Raw genomic sequence first — 19,473 nt, 5'->3', positions numbered from 1 at the left:
CAAACATTAGCAATACGCTAACATCTGATGTCTTTTGACCGAAATCGTTAGATCTTCTTAATACCTTTTGTTTCTGCTTTGTCTTTTACTTCAACAATACTAATTGCGTACCCACCACCTGGAGCAGTAAATAATGCTAATTTAGATTTGCTAGAAACAACATATTTTTTAATTTGATATGCTTGTGGATTTGTTTTGAAGTGAGCATCTTTTGCATCAGAATACACTGTAGCGATGTACTTCTTATCTGTATCCAAGAAATCAAACTTAATAGTTGACGTACGTGGAGTTTCATCGTTTGTTTTACCTACAAACCAGCTACTAGATTCTTTTGCTTTACGAGCGTATGTGATATAATCTCCTGGCTCAGCTTCCAATACTTTAGTATCGTCCCAATCAATTGCAACGTCTTTGATAAATTGGAAGGCATCCATGTACATTTCGTAATGCTGTGGTAAATCTGCTGCCATTTGTAATGGAGAGTACATTGTAACATACAAAGCCAATTGTCTTGCTAAAGTAGTACGTACATAAGACGTTCTGCTTGCTTCGTATTTGCTTATATCTGTTACAAAAATACCTGGAGTGTAATCCATTGGTCCACCTACTAACCTTGTAAAAGGAAGAATTGTAGTGTGGTTTACTGTATTACCAACAAAAGCTTCGTATTCTGTACCTCTTGCAGATTCGTTACCAATTAAGTTAGGGTATGTTCTTCCTAAACCTGTAGGACGAACTGCTTCGTGAGCGTTTACCATAATTTTATATTCAGCTGCTTTTTTTATAGCATATAAATAATGGTTGTTTATCCACTGTGAGTAATGGTGATCTCCTCTTGGTAAGATTGGACCTACATAACCAGATTTTACAGAATTGTAACCATTATCTACCATAAATTGATAAGCACTATCCATGTGGCGTTCGTAGTTTCTAATAGAACCAGACGTTTCATGGTGCATCATCATTTTTACACCTTTGCTTTTTGCGTACTCACGTACTTCATCTACATCAAAATCTGGATAAGGAGTAACAAAATCAAATACATAATCTTTTGATTTACCAAACCAGTCTTCCCATCCTTCGTTCCATCCTTCTACAAGAACAGCATCAAAGCCATGTTCTGCAGCAAAATCAATATAACGTTTTGTATTTTCTGTAGTAGCACCGTGCGTACCGTTAGGTTTTGTTTTTGTATAATCTGTTTTACCTAGTTCAACAGAATAGATATCGTTTGTATAAGACCAAGAGCTCATTCCTGTAATCATTTCCCACCAAACACCAATGTATTTAACTGGCTTAATCCAAGATGTATCTTCGTATTCTACAGGCTCGTTAAGGTTTAAAGTAATGCTAGATAATAAGATATCACCTGCTTCTTTACTTGCTATAACTGTTCTCCAAGGAGTTGTCATTGGTGCTTGTAAATATCCTTTTGCGCCTTGTGCATCTGGTGTTAAATGAGATTCGAAAACTAAATTCTTATCATCTAATTCTAAATGCATACAAGAGTAATCTATTAAAGCAGCCTCATGTAAGTTGATATACGTACCGTTATCTGTTTTCAGCATTAATGCAGTTTGTACTCCTGTATCAGAGAAAAACGTTTGAGATACATTACCTGTTTGTGCTTTTTCTGATAAGCCTCTAATCTCACTTAATTTAGAGATAGTGTAATCATATTCTTGAGAATCGTAATCACCAGGAATCCAATAAGCCGTATGATCGCCCGTCATAGCAAATTGCGTATGCTCTTCTTTAACTACAAAGTAAATTAAATTTGGCTGCTCAGGGAATTCATAACGGAAGCCTAAACCATCATCAAACAATCTAAAACGAACCACCATTATGCGGTCTGTCTTTGCTTGCTGAAGTGTAACTTCTAATTCGTTATAATGATTTCTAATTTCTTTAAATTCACCCCAAACTGGCTCCCAAGTTTGGTCAAATGTACTTTCTTCAGTACCGTTTACTTTAAAACCTTTAATAAGGTTTGTGTCATTGATTAATTCAAGACCTAATTTACTTTCTTTAATAATAGGGTCTCCGTCAAGTTCTAATTTGTATGTAGGAGTTCCATTAGAAGTTAACGCAAATTCCATAGTGAAATTTCCACTAGGTGATTTAAGCGTCTGTGCTTGTGTAGATATTGCTAAGAATGCAATAAATAAAGTTATGATATTTGTTTTCATGCTATACCGCTTTTGTTTTCATTTCGATAACACAAACATACGGTAAACAAAAGTGTCGAACTAACACAAGTTGTTAAAAAGTAGTTGAATAAAACACATAAAACATTAATTATCAATTTAATAGAAGGCATACATAGAACGTAAAAAGTAGTGATATTTTAATAATAAAAATGTAAATACAATCACATAACTCTGTACAATAGCGTTAAATCTCTTTTAATTTATCTTCAAATTGTTCTCTTTCTACTGTTGTATTGTTTCTAGCTTTGGTTCTGTAATTATAAATAGTAGTAATAGAATACCTTAAAAATTCTGCTATTTGTGTACTTTCATCTATCCCTAATCTTACTAATGCAAATACACGAAGTTCTGTATTAAGCAATTCACTTTTCTTTAAAATGATCTTAGCTTCTGGTTGCATCAAATGGTTATAATCTGCCACAAAATTAGGATATAATTTAAGGAAAGACTCATCAAAATCTTTATAAAAAAGTTTTAACTCTTGGTCTACCACTTCTTTCGATTTCAATAGCTTTAAAATATCTTCCTTCGTTCCTTTATTTCCTTTACGTAATAGTTGTTTTCTATAATCGTCCATTTTACCAATGTACATGGAGCACAATTTAAGGTACCTCGCAATAGACTCTTCTTGAATGTTATTTACACTCTTAAGTGCAAGGTTAGCAGAAGCAACTTTATCGTTACTTTCTTTTAACTGTTCATTTAGTAAATGTAATTTGGTGTTGGTATCTACTACCTGTTTGTTAGAAGACTGCAACTTCCCTTTTTGTTTCTGAATAAAAAAGAGTGCAAAAAATAAGACCACAGAAAGAAGACTTACAACTGTAATAAAAATCTTCATGTTGGTACGTGTTCTCGTTTGGTTTTCCTGATAGGCATGGTCTATTACAGGTAAAATTTCGAGCACTTCATATTGTCTTAATTGTGTGTTACTTTCTACAGCATCTTCTAGTGCTACTTTTAAGTAAGTATTTGCTCTCTGAATCTCGTTAATTTTAAAAAGTGCGAGTGCTAACTCTCTTAGTGCTGCATGCTCTTTAATACCATTCTGAATATCAGATCTTGCAGATAAAATTAAGTAGTTAATCTTTTTCTGCTCATTGCCCATTCTTCCGTACGCATCTGCCAAGGCATAAGCTGTTGGTGCATACACCCTATCCTGTTCTTTTAAATCATTTAATAGATTGTCTAAAACTTCAACAGCTTTTTTGTAAGCACCTTTATCTTTTAATAACTCCGCATTGGTAAGTAAATAAGATAAACTTCCTTTTTTTTCTACTCTTAAAATACCCTCTTCGTAGTACCTCCACTCTTTTTTATATTGATTCGATACGCCAGAAGTATTTCTTAGCGATAATAAGGTATTGTAAAGTTGAGCATTTGTAGCATAGTACTCACTTAAAAATTTGAGACTTAGTTTTTCGTCTCTATAATTATCTAATATCGCTATAGCCTCATGATACAAGCCTACAAGAATATAGGTTTGAGACAATAACAGGTCTGATGCTACTTGCTTATTGGTATCGTTTAAAGACTTTGACAATTGATGTACAGACCTTGCATAGGTTAATGCTGAATCTGAATTATAAGGAAGGTACTTTTTTGCCAAAAGTAGCATTAGTTCGTATTTAACGGTTTGCTTTTTCTCTACTTGTAATTGCTCTTTGATAATATCAATTTGATTGAGGCGTTTCTGAAAATAATTCCCTCTCTGAGAAAGGTAAATATCTAGTTCGCTAAAATCGTAATTATCTTGAGCATACGTATTTGTATAAATAGTACTACAACAAACTAAAAATAATACTATTAAGCAGTGGATCTTCATTTTCATTTTCTTCATGTACTTAACAAAAGTACTCATTAATTAGTTAATAACATTTTGTCATAAAAAAAAGACCTTATTAAGGTCTTATTTATATAGAATTTCAGTTGCTAATCTTCTAATTATATGTATATGTCAATCTCTGTTTATCTGAGATTTAAAATCTTAGTTTTAGTTTTTATAAATTACCTGTAAGCATATCAGAATATGCTTACAGGATAATTTAAAATTAGATGAATAATAAGTGCTTGTTCTTTAGTTCTTGTTATACAAGAAGGTTGATTTTTTAGGAAAGAAAATACTCTCTTTCTTAAAATACCTTAGTTATTCATAGTTCATTTTCATACTTAATAGACAGTTACAATTCTAAGGTAAAATTGTATTTATAGCGTACCACAGTAGTATAAATGCGTACCACCTTATAAAATGATGCTAGAACAAGCATAAAAAAAGGGAAGAAACACCTTTTACAGTTCTCCTTCCCTATCTATAATTTTATTATTTTTTAAGAATTTTCTTCACATAGATCTGATCTCCTGTACTTACTTTCAATAAATACAATCCAGACTTCAATTGGATATTATCAACAGTAAAACTATGTCTTCCTTTTAAGAGGTTTTCTGTGATAGGTTCCATTACTTCTTGTCCGTTAAGATTAATCATTTGCAGTACTACATTAGTATCAGAAAGTAGTTTTAATGATACTGTAAATTTATTCTGAATTTCTGTAGGATAAATTAGTAACTCACTCGCTAGGTCTAAAGTAGAAGTTGCTGTTCTTCCGTTACTAGTCTCAGGATTCGAATTATACCATGTTCCATCCATGTACCAACCTTCAGAAGATCTTGTTAAATCTCCTGTTTGATTTCCATTTCCATCATGGAATAATACATTTACAGAAGATACATTTTCGATAGTATAAGAATACCATCCATTTCCATCTGAAACCATTGTAACACCTGGCCAATTTGATGAACTTCCATCCGATGCATTCCAATAATGCATTTTAGGAGCAGACCACGTAGACTTTAAATGAATAGTTAAACCATCTACCGGAAGTACTACAGGTTCTTGGTCGTACCAAACGCCCTCTTTGTACCATCCGTCAGTACCTCTGTTCATATCTGGAGATTGTCCGTTTGTACCATGGAATAAAATATTACTCGATGTTACATTTTCTGGGAATTGGAATTTATACCATCCATTTTCAATAGACATTGTTACACCCGGCCAAGCTGAACTTGCAAAAGCACCTGTTGGTTCAGCACTCCAATGATGAATATTTTCATATCCTTGTGTATATACTGTAAATCCACCTTGTACTTCTTCTACAACAAAATTTGCACTTACAAATGCCGAAACATTTAAAGTATCATCTTGAGCAAATGCTTTTACTGTAGTACTTTCTGTAATTGTTAGTACAAGAGAAGATTGAGCACTTAATGAAGTGGTTGTTGGAGTAGTACCATCTAATGTATAATAAATAGTTGGTGTACTATCCTTATCATCCGTTGCAGAAATTGTTACTGTTCCTGAACCTGAGAATGTTGCTCCGTTTGGAGAAATACTAATTGATGGAGCTACTGTATCTGGTGTTGGTGTAGGATTTGGAATCCATCCGTTATCGTACCAAACATCTCCAGCAACACCCATTTCGTCTCCGGTTACTTTTGTAGCACCACAAAGTAAAATCAGGTTAGTTGTTGTAGCACCTTCTATTGTGTACTCATAAAAACCAGGATAATCTGAAGAAACCATCATTGTTTTACCCGGCCAAGCTGTAGCATCTACACCATCGTTTGCCCAAAAATAAATAGATGGATTTGTACAATCTGTTTTAAAGTAAACAGTCATACCTTCTACATTTGGAATTACAGGAATAGTATAAGAAGTTGTTACTTCGTTTGATGTTCCTGCACTATTTACAGCTATTGCTTTTAATGTAATTACATCTCCTTCAGCTCCTGTAAATGTAACTGTACTTGTATAAAGTGTACTTGATGTAGTTGGTGTACTTCCATCTAAAGTATAATAAATTACTCCTTCTTGAGTTGCTGATAAAGTAGCCGTATTATTAGCTGTAGACAGTGTAAGTACAGGTGGTGTTAATGGTTTTGGTTCACAATCTGGACATGTACTATGCCAAGTTGTTCCATCATACCAACCGTTTGATGATCTCGTTAAATCATCTGATTTACTTCCACCATTATCACTAAATAATAAGTTGACAGACTCAGTAGCCTCAAATACATATTTATACCAACCATCTCCAATGTCTTCCATTGTTGGGCCAGGCCATGCACTCGGTGTTAAAGCTCCAACAGGAACTTCAGACCAATAATGTACATTTGCTGCACCCCAATCAGATGGTTTTTTAAAGTAAACTTCTAGGCCTTCTACTTCTCCAATTCTATACGATAGTGTAGTTACATCAGAAAAATTTCCATCTGTATCTTTTGCCATCGCTTTAATATCCATATCTGCAGTAACAGCTATTTGAGAAGAGTATACCGCACTGTTTTGTGTTGGCAAACTACCATCTGTAGTATAATAAACAGTGTAAGGTCCACCTGCTCCTAAAGTTGCAGAAAGAGAAACATTTACTGGATTATCATAACGTTTTGGCTCTGGAGATGCTGTTACAAATGGTTTACTTGGTCCGCCTTCTCCTGCTTGGAAGAAACCAACACCATTACCACCAATCATACCAGGTCCGTTTAATACATAAATTGATGCAGAAGCAGACGCTACTGTTGTTGTTAATGTTCCGTTTGTTACGGCATATTCTTTACCTGTTACGGCATCTCTATACGTACCGTTTGTTAAACCAGAAAAATTAAATGTTGCAGCACCATCTTTTGCTAATCCTACTGCTACTTCGCTGTTTCCGTGCTTACGTACATAACCAACTCCGTTACCACTTGTAGAACCATCCCAACGCCATTCTCCTTTTTGTAAAGCAGGAACAGCAGATCTAATTGCATTTAATTTTTTAATATGTTGATAAACTTTATGGCTTGGCGCTTGGTCCATTACATCACCATAATAAGCTCTACCTGTTTCGTTAATCGACTTTTTGATTCCTTGTGCATCATGAATATCAGCAAAAGCACCCGACATAAAACGCATTTCAGTACCATAATATACAATAGGAATTCCTCTCCAAGTAAACATAAAGTTTAAACAAGCTGCAAGGTTTTCGTCTGTTCCTCCATAACGTTTGTTCCAATCATTGTTTGGTCCAAAATCATGGTTATCTAACCATAATAAGTTAGTAGAAGGATCTGCATATAAATGATCGTAACGGTCTGCCGCTTTTACACCAGAAAAGCTTTCTCCATATTCAAATGGACCATGAAAACTTGCCTCTGCGTAAAAATCAAGTACTGCCATTCCTGATGGTTCCGAAGCATTTGTAGCTCCTCTCCAAGTATACCAGTGTGGGTTAATTGCTTCTTCTTGATGTAATTCGTGACGTTTTTGTGCCACCTCACCAAAAATAAATAAGTCTGGATTAACAGCCTTAAATGCATCTAAGAAGTATAAAACATCTTCTTTACTCATGTGTTTGATGGTGTCCCAACGGAAAGCATCTACACCCATATTAATAAAAGTAGCATAAGCATTTACTAAATACTCTCTAACTTCTGGACTCGCAGTATTTAAATCTGGCGTATCACCAGCTAAAGCTCTATTGTATAAATTTTCTGTATCGTCCCATCCTTGAGCAAAACCATTTCCGCTTTGGTGGTACCAATCTGCGTCTGTAGTGTTTACATAAGAAATAGTACTTGGCCAGTTATACAACGCTAAATCCTCATTATAAGGAGCAGGAAGTGCTGGAATATTTGCTCTACTCCATATTAAACCATCATCTGGGTTGGGTGTTAAACCATCATATTCCCAATTTGGGTTGGGTTGCAATGGGTTTCCTTCTTTATCCTGACCCCAAACAGATGCTGTATCTGTATTGTACTTAATTTCTGAATGTCCTTTTATACCAAAACGACCTGCGTGATTTGTTACAATATCCAATACAATTTTCATGTCACGAGCATGACATTCATCGATTAAATCTTGAAATGTTGCCCCTGGTGATTCTAAACGAGGGTCTACTTTTGTGAAATCATACGCATGATAACCATGGTAATCTAACGGACTCCAGTTTTGTACAATTGGCGTAATCCATATTGCTGTAAAACCTAAGTCTTTGATGTAATCAAGTTTCTCGATCAATCCCTTAAAATCACCTTTCCAAGTGACATCATTTGGATCTGTAATCGCTGGATTAACCTCTGGATCTGGATTGTAAGATGACCATTCATTTGGTACATTATTTCCTGGATCACCATCGAAGAAACGAGTGGTCATTAAGAAGTAGATAGATTCTTCTCTAAAATCTACTTGTGCAAAAAGATTGGAAGACGAGAGTACCAAAAAGGTAATCCACCCTAATAGTAATTTAGTAATTTTCATTTTCATACTTTAATTGAGTACTAGTTGTAATGTTATTGAAGTAAAGGATGATGTTAGTCGTTTAGAGTACGGTAACACAAGAATAGAGAATTCCTTATTTATTGTCGTTCCAACACTTAATTAATGGGTAAACACAGATAATGGTACGGGTAAGTTTATAAGGCGCTACTAACTTATATATACTTCTAATTCGTTTAAAATGCTGATAGCTAAGCGTATTATAGTTTACTAAAGAACAATAGTGATTATTTTCTGACAACTACATTAGATAGGTATGTTCTTTTATAAATTTTTAGTAAAAAGAAAAACGGCTCAGATTATTACCTGAAACCGTTTTTCATTTTATACATTGTTGTGGGTAGATTCTACTTCACCCCACCAAAAGCACCAAAGCACATATTTTTATGTAAGATTTCCGTTTTTCTAAAACCTACTTTTTTCATCAATTCTAATTGATACGTCATAGATCTTGGAGAATCTTCTTTATCGATATACGCCAAAACTTTTTGTCTGTACTCTTTCCCGCCTATTTTTTCTAAATAATCTCCATAGCGTTCCCAAGTGAATTTATTGACATCATCAATTTCTTGTGTTATTAAATCTGAAATCATTAAACAGCCTCCCGGTTTTAATAATTGATATAACTTTTGAAATGTTGTTTCCCAATCTTTATCATCTCGCAAATGATGTAATACTGCACCTGCTAATATTATATCAAAACTATTTTCTTTTAAATCTACTTCTCGAATATCTCCTTGAATAGTTTCTACACTATTATTCGTTTCAGCAGAAACTCTTTCCTCTGCTTTATCTAACATTGGTTTACTTAAATCTACTAAAGTGCAATTAAGGTTTGGGATTTTAGTTAACATCTTTAAGCTATAATTTCCTGCACCGCAACCTATATCTAATACATTTTTAGCATTTGGTACAATCCTTTTTGCCGCTTCGGTTAAAAGTTCAAGAGATATTTCTGCATCAATTGTAGCTACCTGACCCGTTTCTAAATTTGAAAAGCGTTCTACGTCATTATCAAATCGTTCTTTAATTTCTGTAACTGTTGATTTGTTCATCTTTACATTGTTTTAATTGCGTTTATCAAATGTATGTTGCTTTATTTAACTTTAAAAAGACTTAATTTGTCATCTAATAATACCTTTAAAGTATAGCTATGGAATTAAGACATTTAAAATATTTTTTAGCAGTAGCTGAAGAACTCAATTTTACAAAAGCTGCTGAAAAGCTTTTTATTTCTCAACCTCCTTTAAGCAGACAAATAAAAGAACTTGAAAATGAACTTGGAGCAAGGTTATTTGAGAGAAATAACAAAAAAGTAGTCTTAACGGAAGCGGGTAAATATTTTAAAGAAGAAGTAGTTAGTCAATTACAAAGCTTGGAGTCTGTAGTTTTAAAAACAAAAAAGATTTCAGAAAATGTAAATGGTGAGTACAGTATTGGATACATTAGTTCAACGTTTTCTGACAAAATTTCCCAACTTATAAAGTTTTTAACGGGACAATATCCTTTCTTAAAAATCAAATTATATGAGGTGTCTACCGTAAAACAAATTACAGCTTTAGAACAAAACAAGTTGGATTTAGGAATTATTAGAGCTCCTTTAGTGTCTACAAAAATCACTTCTAAACTGTGGTTTAAAGATTATTATTCTCTAGTTTATAATAACACTTTAATTGATACCGTTACTGATTTATCTGATATGAAAGATAAGGTATTTGTGTTTTTTAATAAAGACTATGCTCCCACGTATTATAATACGCTAGTTGAAATCTGTTCTCAATATGGGTTTATTCCTAATATTGTTCATGAATCCAATAACATCAATTCCATAATTCAATTAGTAAGAAATGGATTAGGCGTTTCTATTGTACCATCAAGCTTAAAAAATAGTCATACCTATCCTGAATTATCATTTTTAAGTTTAAATAATAATTTTTCAACAGATGTTTTAATTGCTACACCTAAAAATGGAGAGACACAAATTACTAACTCAGCAGTTTCTTTTCTATTAGATTGATAATTGAATTCTAAAATTTCTTCTCTAAGATTAACCAAAAATACTTAAGAAATACTCCCCAAGGATTTAAATTAGGCTTAGGTAATTTACCCTGTCCTAAACGTTTTATTTGAGACTCATACCAGATTATGTTCATATTTACCCTCCATGTACATTTGGTGTTACGGTAAATAATGAAATTTAGAATGTTTTAAAGAGAAAACTTTAACTCTAACACCAACTGCCTTGGTCTTAAATAGAAAAAAGTTTGGTTACTTTGGTAGGCATTCATATTTGTTTGGGTGTAAGATTGATGGTTTAAAAGATTTTGAGCAATAAATTTTATTTTTGTTTTCTTATTAAATTTATATTGATAGGATAGATCCATATAAAGAAATTGATCATCAACAAAAGTATGATTGATCCATTTGTTATTCCATTTCAATAAATGTTTCTTTTTTGAAAACTGAAGTTCACCTCCTATAATTTCTTGAGACCAATTTACTTTATTCATCTCTTGATAAGTATTTTCTGAATTATATCTTGTATAGAAAGTTGATAATACTAAACCCTTAATAATAGGGAAATCTATTATTCCTTCATATTGAATAAAGTTATTTTTATTTCTATTATCATCTCCATTCAAAATGACATTTTCTTCACTTTCCCCTACTTCTACACCTCCTTTAATTGTCGTTCTTAAGGCTAAAATAAACCAATCAATGTTTCCTTCCAGTTTTTGACTTATCCCTTGGTTATTCTCATAATCCAAAGTTTTCATTAAAGTGACTCCCTCATTATTTACTTCATAAGCTGAAATCCAATCTTTATTAGTGGTATTGTATTCATAACTGGAGTAAAAATTCATTGAAGCCATTGGGATTTCATAAGACAATTCATTTCTAAAAGTCTGAAGTTTCGTTTGAAGAATTGGTAATTCTTGTTGGTTGGCTGCGTTGTAATTATTAATAATTATCCCACTATACATCTGAGGAAGTTCCAAAAAATTTGTATTGTAAGAATAATGTCCTGACCATTTCACTCCTGCTAAATTATAAGTTATATACGCAGTAGGTTCGAATATTAACTGATGGATTACGCTTTCAGAAATTTGAAATTGATCTTGTAAAATCCTTGTCTGGTAAGACACATTTGGTATAACTGAAAGCAATAACCTCTTATGTTTATATTGAATTGAAGGTGACACTTTAGGTATAATTGCATGATAATATAAATCATTTTGATAATTAAGACCTGAACCTTCTTTATCAGTAAATACGTCTGAGGTCAAAGATTTAAAACTATAATTAAAACTGAATTTTGTATCTAATGTGATATTTTTCCACTTCTTTATAATACTCGTCCCTATAAACGTTTTTAAATGTCTCTGATAAGTTTGTTGCTCTACTTTCTGCAAAGAATCTATCATTGAATTAATCAAAGGTCCTCCTGTAAAGTGAAGCTGTTCAGGTGTATTGGTATACTCTAAATAAGCATTCAACTTATAATATATATTTCCTAGCTTTATAATTTTACTCAATTTATTACCAATATTATAAAACAATCGATTTGTATTCTGTGGTATATATTCCTCATTCTGATAAAAACTTGAAATTTCTTCATTTTCTAAAAACTTAAAATGAAAAACATTTTTAAAATAATTTTCATCAGCATTGTGTTCATACGTTAATTTTGTTTTTATATACTTCTTATTAAAAGTAGATTGTTGAAGGTTCTTAATGGCAATTGTATCATTCGGAACAAAATAAAAAGTATTAGAAGCTAGTTCTTGAAAACGTTTATCATAATAAGCATCGATATTAACTTTTAGGTCTCCTTTTCCAAAACCTGTAATATAATTGGTTGTCAAAGTATGCGTTTGATGGTCATTATATTCACTCTTTTTGAAGAGATTATTTTCCATCGGTTGTTTGCCTAATAAAAAAGAGGGGACGCTTTCTATCAAACCAAATTCCAAATAATCAAACAAATTAATAGCATTAAAAGCCGACAATTCATCTTTTCCAGAGTTTGTTGAAGAAATCACATTTATAGTCTGATGTTTTTTATTGAAAACCATAGGTGTCACTTTTCCATACCAAATACTAGGTACTCCTACTCCTATTTCAGCATTTCCTGTGACACTTACCCCTTCCTTTAGTACAATATTTATTGCAGGATCTACAGAATGTACTACTTCATTCAACATTTTTACCGGTTGGTGATTTTTCAGAACTTCGACAGAGGCTACAGCATTTTTCGGCAAATTTTTAGAAGTAATGGCATATTGAGCTCCCATTAGATCTTTCCCTTCTACATAAAACTTATTAATTACCTTCCCTTGATATTGGATTTTACCATCTTCACTAACCTCTATTCCAGGCATACGTTTTAAGACATCTTCAATAGATTCATCTCCTTCTTTTGAAAATGATGCTACATTATAATTTAACGTATCACCTTCTTCTGTAATTGGCTTTGTTTTTACTTCTAACTCTTTTAAATATTTATCCGAATGAGACAGTTGTAGACGAAGAGGATTTCCATCTACCAATATATTTTTAGATGATGATGCATACCCAAGCGACCTCGCCACTATTTTCACGCTATCCTGATGTTCCTTTAATTGAATTTTAAAACGTCCATTACTAAGAGAAATACTAAATCCTAAAATAATTTCTTTATCGATTTGGTATGCAATTACAGATGCTCCATTTATGGGTTCATTAACCTCACTGATAATCTCACCTTGGATGATGGATTGGCCTATTAAAAAAGATGTATTAAAAAGAAGCAGTATAGTTAATAAGTATTTCATGTATGTTGTTAGAGAGTTTTAAAAAGTAATTACTCCTTATAGTTCTTTTTTCGGGTCATAAAATTTAAAAAAGAGGTTGTCATAAAGAGAGTATTTCAATTTTAACTTTTTAATATTTTCATGAGATGTATCTTCTAATTTTGGTAAACTAGAAGATTTTAAAAAAGGGTTTCCTTTTTCAATATCATAACCTAATTCTAATTGTTGTCTTTTCTTTTTCATATTTTTGAAGGCCTTCTTGAATCCAACTGATTCAAATAGTTCTCTACCTGTCACTTTATCTTTCAGCATTATTGTTTTGTCTTCAATCATTTCACCTATACTAAAAGAATGTATATTATTTTTATCATTCAATAAAACTATCAACCCTGGGAGACCTCCAAACAAATAAGGACCATCAGAAACTGGTACCTCAGGAGTAAACCATGCTTCAATTTCATAATTCCCATAAATTGTTGTTGCCAGAAAGCAATTATATCCTTTTATTAGACTTTATCACGGTTAATTTATTAAAGTTCTGAATCTAATCCTTAAGTTATGTAATCCAACACCTATTTTTATCAGGTAATCATGTATTTCGGAAGACCTAAGGTTTATTTTTTGACTTAAAACTTTAAGACGTTTCACACCTGAAAAAGCATGTTCCACTCTAATTCTTAAACTGGATATTCCTTTATTAATCTGTTTTTGAAGAGGTGATAGTTTCACTTTTTTAGATGTTTTATAGGGGAGAATTACATTTTCGTGTTCTTTATCTGCACCTAAAAAGCCTAAGTCTACAAGTATATTTATAGAGGATTCTTTCACGATAATATCATCCCATATACTTTTATCATGGGCACTTCCTTCATAAGTGTTACTGATAAAATGAATGAAACCACTTTCATCTGTGAAAGCAAGGTTTTTAACAGTGTGAGCCTTCTTCTTTCCACTATAAAACTCCTTTTGAACATCATAATCTATACTTCTATTGATTTGCCTTTCAGTAACATCACAAAGTATTGAATTTAAATTTGAAGGTATTATAAATGGCTCATTTGAATCGGGTAATAAAAAGCATTTACGTAAACTTTCAATCAGAATTGGTAATAGAAAGTTAACCCATTCACTTACTTTGGCTTGACTTATTTTAAAGTAGGAACCAAAAAACACCTGTCTAGGATGTTCTTTTAGATAGATTAGAATGAATTCTAATTTTTTGGAACTACCATAAAGACTTGAAAGACGAGATTCTTTAAACTTTGGATAAGCTCTTTTCTTTCCTTTTAATGTGTAGTTAGAAATTTTCATTTCAACTTGATATGAAAACTCTTTCAATAAAAAATCAAATTCCGTTTGAGTTAATGAGGTTAATGAATTAATTTTATCCAAAATGGCTAAGGTTATAATAGTTTTGTTTGTGTAGGAACTACAAAACTAAAACTTTAAGCCATTTTTTCTTTTTATAAGAAATTAACCGTGATAAACTCTATTATTTTTGATTGATCAGTGATAGTCCAATTTAACTCTCCATAATTTTCTGTAAAAGTACAATTGGCGATATACCCTAAGTTATAGATATATGTAGCTTCTTTAGTTGTATAATCTTTCATAACAGAAAAATTATTGGCATCAGGTTCTTGTAAATCTTTTGTATTTGTAGCTAATATTGAAAATACAGAACTATTCCCATTCAGGTTTCTATTCTCAAAATCATCACTTAAAGCTTTAGAAAATAAAAAGGAAGTATAATTTTCAAAAATAGAGAAATCATCATTACAAATTAATAAGAATTTATCTTGAAACTTAGTAGTATCTTGCTTAAAAGGTTGATATTGATAAGTATAAAAACATTTAAATGTTGAGTAGCCTTTTTCTGTAATCTGTGCTTTTAGTGTAAAAATTGGTAGAAATAATAAGAATATTAGTTTTAATAATTTCATAAATTAAAAAAGTTAAGGTAATTGAAAATTGGCCATATATAAATATATGGCCAATGTTTTATTATTAGCATTGAAAATCAATTCCACTTGAAGATAAACTCAAATAATGATTCCATTGGTTATCTGATATAATTCCACTTTGCAAATAATACAACATTCTAGAGTCAAAAGACATACTTCTGATTCATCTATAGGAAATTGTTGCTAAAAAACGTAAAATCATAAAGGGTAGAAAGGAGAAAAATTTAAGAACTAACTTATCAATGATAATTAATTATTGTATTTTCTCTAGTTTATAAAACTTGAAAAGAAGATTATCATAAAGAGAATATTTTATTAATAACTCATCTTTTTTTTCTGACGTAAAATCTTCAATTAATGGGTATGGACTAGTTGGTTGACCAAAAAATCGAGATAATTGATCATCTTCTAAATTATAACCTAATTCCACTAATTTTCTTTTTTTACCAATCTCTTTTATAATTTTTTTTGATGTTTTTATACCAAATTTTCCTGCACTATTTTGCCATCTATCTACTAATAGTAATGAAGGATTATTATCTACTTTGTGTATCGTGAAATGATGTAATCTTTGTTCATCATAAAGTTCTAAAATTAAACCAGGTAGCCCACCAAAAGTATATGAACCATCTGAAAAAGGAATTTCTGGTGCAAACCATGCAATAATTGTATAATCTCCATATTCACTCAGCGCTTTATAACATTTAAAATCATGAATTAATCGTATTTCATCTGTTACATTCCATTCTAATTCGTTTAATGATTCAATAAATAAATTCCTTGTTACAAACAAATAACCATGATTCACATATACATTCTTATTTTGTTGATCTTTCCTTATAATTATATCATTCGTTTTAGCATCTGGCATTTCATGAATAACTCTTGCTAAAGAAGTAAATGCACTAACTTGAGTTGATATTTCATTACCATTTAATCCTCCTTTATCTAAAACAATACCTTTATTAAAATTTTGAATAGATTGATACTCAGAATATTTTTCATTTAAACTTAAAATAAACTCTCCTTCTATTCTACTTGTATCATTTTGCCAAGGTTGAAATGAATGAGTATAATAACAAAGGAGTTTTGCATTTCCTTTTTTACCCTCTTGAGCAGATGTATAACAAAAAGAAAAAAAGAAAAATATAGAAGTGAAATAATATTTCATAATACAAATTAGTTATCAACAAAAAATTATACTTATCTGTAAAAACAAAAGTACGTATATCTAATGCGTCATACTTCTCTAAGTTAGTGGAAACTAAAAATTATAAATCATGAACATACTAGATTTTATTGCACAAATTGCTGATGAGTTATCATTCACTTTAAAGAAACCCATGAAAATACAGATTAAAAAAGAGGTCGAGGTATTCAAAAAATAAATTAGACTGGATTCAAAATAGCTATTAGATTGATTATTGAATTCTAAAATTTCTTCTCTAAGATTAACCAAAAATACTTTAGAAATACTCCCCAAGGATTTAAATCAGGCTTAGGTAATTTACCCTGCCCTAAACGTTTTATTTGAGACTCATACCAGATTATGTTCATTGCCCCATCAATGGCTTTTACTCCTGTTTTTTTAATATCTGTAGTAAAACTTGTTCGGCTTTCGTTCATTATTTCATGTCCAATAGTAGGATATACAGCAAATGGGCGGGCAATTCCAATAATATCCAATTGATTAGAACTAATTGCTTCTTTCATTACAGCAGTTGTACGAAATCCACCTGTTAACATTAAAGGAGTAGTTGTTATTTTTCTAGCTTTCTGAATATAGTCCATAAAATAGACCTCTCTTTTTATGGTACTTTTCTTCTGTTTACCCATCATTGCAGGAGCTTCATAAGTGCCTCCAGAAATTTCGATTAAATCAATTCCTTCTTTAGAAAGAAGTTTGACTACTTCCATAGATTCTTCCTCCGTAAACCCTCCTTTTTGAAAATCAGCGGAGTTCAATTTAATTCCTATAGGAAAATCACTTCCTACTTTTGCTCTTATATTTCTGTAAACTTCGATCACAAATCGAGCTCTATTTTCTAAACTACCACCCCATTTATCTGTTCTTACATTAGCATCTGGAGATAAAAACTGACTTACCAAATAACCGTGTGCTCCATGAATTTGAACACCAGAAAAACCTGCATCTTTTAAAATGATAGAAGTGTTTCCAAATGCCTCAATAATAGCTAAAATCTCATTTTCATCTAAAGCTATAGGTAGTTTCTTAGATATATCTTTTCTTCCTCCAGATTTTAAAGGAACTGCAGAAGGGGCTTTCAGTTCACTATTAATTTGCTCCATTGCCTGTCTTCCAGGATGATTTATTTGAGCCCATAACTGCGATTTTGTACCCTCTACGCTTTTTGCCCACTCCTGAAGTAATTCAAAATTATTCCGATTCTCAACAACTACATTTCTTGGCTCCCCAATCGCTTTTGAGTCAATCATAATATTCCCCGAAATCAGTAATCCTGCACCACTTTGTGCCCATTTTTTATAAGCCTCTATTAGAACTGGGGTTGGGCTATGCTCTTTAGTTGATAAGTTTTCACTCATTGCTGATTTGGCAATCCTATTACTTAAAATAGTACCATTTGGCAAAACCATTTCGTTATTTAATATGTTCATGAAGTTGATTGGTTATGAAAGTCTATATTTTTAATATCAAGCAAGTATACTTGTAATTAACAATATACAAACTGATTAGAAATTAAATGTTATTTATGTTTACCTAGTCTTTAGTAATGAATTTTTGGGTGATATCAGTAAAGTAACTTTCTAATTACCAAATAATTAATTTTAGTAATTTTTCTTTAAATTGAATAATACTCCGAAATACCTATAAAAATTAAATTTCACGATATGCAAAACTCATCTAAATATTCCACTATACTATTAATTGATTCTGGAAACCTACCAATAAATAGTATTATTTATTTTGATAAAGACGGTAACAAAATCAGCATTATGGATAATGTAATTAAAATTTCAGAAAGAGAAAGTGTTGAATATGTAGTTCTAGAAAGTGGTTTAGAAATAGAAATCACGAAAATTTATAGTGTCGATGGAGATATATCACCTCATCACACCGATGATTTTTTCAAGTGTGATTGTGTATAACGCAATCGCTACTTTGATAAGGGGCTGATCACTTACTTTAAATAAGTGTCAGCCTCTTAAAGTATTTTCAAATACAGATTATATCTTTTATTACATTGTTGTTGATGCTTCAGTTTTTTGTTTAATGTGATTTAAGACACGTTCATGAATGCTATGTAAAATATAATTTGTCCAAATTCCCCAATAAAATAGAGGCTTAATATTTAAAGTATACCAAGTTGTGCCTGACAATTCTGTTTTGTAAGCTGATATAGATTTTAAGTTAAACTCTCCTTTTTTTGAAAGAAAATATCCATTCAAGTGAGGTGGCTGAATCTCCCAAAATGGATTTAACTCATGCATTGGTGTCGGTTGACTTGTTACTGAAAAAGATAGTTTTGTTGGTTTTTCCCATTTTGTAATTGGTTCTACAAAACTACCTGTCGTAAAATTACAGTATCTAATAGCGCCAACACCTTCTCCTTTAATTTTTGCATTAATAGGATAAGATATACCTGTTTTAAATAATAACTCTTCTGGTTCAGCAATTGTACCGAATGCAATTACTTCATCCCAAATTTTTTCAATAGGTGCATTTATAACTACAGTTGTAGTGATAGGCGTTAGTATTTGATTTGATTCTTTATTTGAATAATCGAATCCACTAAAAACAAAACCGAGAATTATTAATAATAAGTTGATATTTTTAGGCGTCACTCTATTCATAATCATCATTGCTGAACCAACTCCAATCCATTGACAAATTAAAATCAATGGAGATGTCATTAAAATACATATTAATCCTTCCATTTTGATTAATAGTATAATCAAAATAATAACTCCTAAAACTTGTAGAGATAAGAAAAACAATGCTCTTTTCTTTATTTTTTCTCCTGATTTCAAAATTATATATGAAGGGAGGAAACCCATTAGGAAGGGTGAAAAAATGAATACTAGAGCACCATAACTTTCAATGAAATAGATTCCAAATGCTAACAAAAAAATTGTACTTATAGAAGTTACCCCAACTGCTTTTAGTTTAAGTTTGTTCATTTTTTTTCGTATTAATATTATTTACTTAT

Annotated in this window: 13 protein-coding genes; 2 read left to right on the top strand and 11 right to left on the bottom strand. The window is 31.5% G+C overall.

Annotated elements, in window-relative coordinates; all coding sequences use genetic code 11:
- Positions 1-47: 47 nt before the first annotated feature.
- From EI427_RS00700 to EI427_RS00685, 4 genes are all read right to left on the bottom strand, one after another.
- Positions 48-2,189 carry a glycoside hydrolase family 97 protein gene (locus EI427_RS00700; RefSeq protein ID WP_126610738.1) on the bottom strand — a complete coding sequence of 714 codons (2,142 nt, stop codon included), beginning with the start codon at positions 2,187-2,189 and terminating at the stop codon, positions 48-50.
- 205 nt (positions 2,190-2,394) lie between these two features.
- Positions 2,395-4,035: a DUF6377 domain-containing protein gene (locus EI427_RS00695; RefSeq protein WP_170178354.1), complete on the bottom strand. Its 1,641-nt coding sequence runs from the start codon at positions 4,033-4,035 to the stop codon at positions 2,395-2,397.
- Between the two features lie 495 nt (positions 4,036-4,530).
- Complete coding sequence (locus EI427_RS00690) at positions 4,531-8,508, bottom strand: starch-binding protein (protein WP_170178353.1); 3,978 nt, start codon at positions 8,506-8,508, stop codon at positions 4,531-4,533.
- 365 nt (positions 8,509-8,873) lie between these two features.
- A complete protein-coding gene (locus EI427_RS00685) occupies positions 8,874-9,581 on the bottom strand; it encodes a class I SAM-dependent methyltransferase (RefSeq protein WP_126610732.1) in 708 nt (235 codons plus the stop codon).
- A 98-nt stretch (positions 9,582-9,679) separates the two neighbouring features.
- Here EI427_RS00685 and EI427_RS00680 point away from each other — a divergent pair, with 98 nt between their 5' ends.
- Positions 9,680-10,543: a LysR family transcriptional regulator gene (locus tag EI427_RS00680; RefSeq protein ID WP_126610730.1), complete on the top strand. Its 864-nt coding sequence runs from the start codon at positions 9,680-9,682 to the stop codon at positions 10,541-10,543.
- A gap of 190 nt (positions 10,544-10,733) precedes the next feature.
- On the opposite strand, the gene EI427_RS00675 is transcribed toward EI427_RS00680, so the two are convergent.
- The 6 genes from EI427_RS00675 to EI427_RS00650 all read right to left on the bottom strand — a co-directional run bounded on the left by EI427_RS00675 (position 10,734) and on the right by EI427_RS00650 (position 17,920).
- Positions 10,734-13,340: a hypothetical protein gene (locus tag EI427_RS00675; RefSeq protein WP_126610728.1), complete on the bottom strand. Its 2,607-nt coding sequence runs from the start codon at positions 13,338-13,340 to the stop codon at positions 10,734-10,736.
- Positions 13,341-13,376: 36 nt separating this feature from the next.
- Positions 13,377-13,826, bottom strand: coding sequence for a GLPGLI family protein (locus EI427_RS00670; RefSeq protein WP_126610726.1), 450 nt, complete (start codon positions 13,824-13,826; stop codon positions 13,377-13,379).
- 15 nt (positions 13,827-13,841) lie between these two features.
- Positions 13,842-14,711: a transposase family protein gene (locus EI427_RS00665; protein WP_126610724.1), complete on the bottom strand. Its 870-nt coding sequence runs from the start codon at positions 14,709-14,711 to the stop codon at positions 13,842-13,844.
- Between the two features lie 71 nt (positions 14,712-14,782).
- Positions 14,783-15,262, bottom strand: coding sequence for a hypothetical protein (locus tag EI427_RS00660; RefSeq protein WP_126610721.1), 480 nt, complete (start codon positions 15,260-15,262; stop codon positions 14,783-14,785).
- Between the two features lie 274 nt (positions 15,263-15,536).
- Positions 15,537-16,454: a GLPGLI family protein gene (locus EI427_RS00655; protein ID WP_126610719.1), complete on the bottom strand. Its 918-nt coding sequence runs from the start codon at positions 16,452-16,454 to the stop codon at positions 15,537-15,539.
- A gap of 260 nt (positions 16,455-16,714) precedes the next feature.
- Positions 16,715-17,920, bottom strand: a complete 1,206-nt coding sequence (locus EI427_RS00650; protein ID WP_126610717.1) for an NADH:flavin oxidoreductase/NADH oxidase family protein — start codon at positions 17,918-17,920, stop codon at positions 16,715-16,717.
- A 234-nt stretch (positions 17,921-18,154) separates the two neighbouring features.
- On the opposite strand from EI427_RS00650, the gene EI427_RS00645 reads away from it, so the two are divergent.
- On the top strand, positions 18,155-18,412 hold the full coding sequence (locus tag EI427_RS00645) for a hypothetical protein (RefSeq protein WP_126610715.1): 258 nt from the start codon (positions 18,155-18,157) through the stop codon (positions 18,410-18,412).
- A gap of 90 nt (positions 18,413-18,502) precedes the next feature.
- Here EI427_RS00645 and EI427_RS00640 read toward each other — a convergent pair whose 3' ends face one another.
- The gene (locus tag EI427_RS00640) at positions 18,503-19,444 is read right to left on the bottom strand and encodes an SRPBCC family protein (protein ID WP_126610714.1); all 942 of its coding nucleotides are present in this window, start codon (positions 19,442-19,444) and stop codon (positions 18,503-18,505) included.
- Positions 19,445-19,473 lie beyond the last annotated feature (29 nt).

Source organism: Flammeovirga pectinis (assembly GCF_003970675.1).
GTDB lineage: Bacteria > Bacteroidota > Bacteroidia > Cytophagales > Flammeovirgaceae > Flammeovirga > Flammeovirga pectinis.
This window is presented reverse-complemented; position numbering and strand designations above follow the sequence as displayed.

Bases quoted from the DNA above. Each gene is read 5' to 3' on its own strand.
- EI427_RS00700 (WP_126610738.1), bottom strand. From the start codon at position 2,189: ATGAAAACAAATATCATAACTTTATTTATTGCATTCTTAGCAATATCT.
- EI427_RS00695 (WP_170178354.1), bottom strand. From the start codon at position 4,035: ATGAAGATCCACTGCTTAATAGTATTATTTTTAGTTTGTTGTAGTACT.
- EI427_RS00690 (WP_170178353.1), bottom strand. From the start codon at position 8,508: ATGAAAATTACTAAATTACTATTAGGGTGGATTACCTTTTTGGTACTC.
- EI427_RS00685 (WP_126610732.1), bottom strand. From the start codon at position 9,581: ATGAACAAATCAACAGTTACAGAAATTAAAGAACGATTTGATAATGAC.
- EI427_RS00680 (WP_126610730.1), top strand. From the start codon at position 9,680: ATGGAATTAAGACATTTAAAATATTTTTTAGCAGTAGCTGAAGAACTC.
- EI427_RS00675 (WP_126610728.1), bottom strand. From the start codon at position 13,340: ATGAAATACTTATTAACTATACTGCTTCTTTTTAATACATCTTTTTTA.
- EI427_RS00660 (WP_126610721.1), bottom strand. From the start codon at position 15,262: ATGAAATTATTAAAACTAATATTCTTATTATTTCTACCAATTTTTACA.
- EI427_RS00655 (WP_126610719.1), bottom strand. From the start codon at position 16,454: ATGAAATATTATTTCACTTCTATATTTTTCTTTTTTTCTTTTTGTTAT.
- EI427_RS00650 (WP_126610717.1), bottom strand. From the start codon at position 17,920: ATGAACATATTAAATAACGAAATGGTTTTGCCAAATGGTACTATTTTA.
- EI427_RS00645 (WP_126610715.1), top strand. From the start codon at position 18,155: ATGCAAAACTCATCTAAATATTCCACTATACTATTAATTGATTCTGGA.
- EI427_RS00640 (WP_126610714.1), bottom strand. From the start codon at position 19,444: ATGAACAAACTTAAACTAAAAGCAGTTGGGGTAACTTCTATAAGTACA.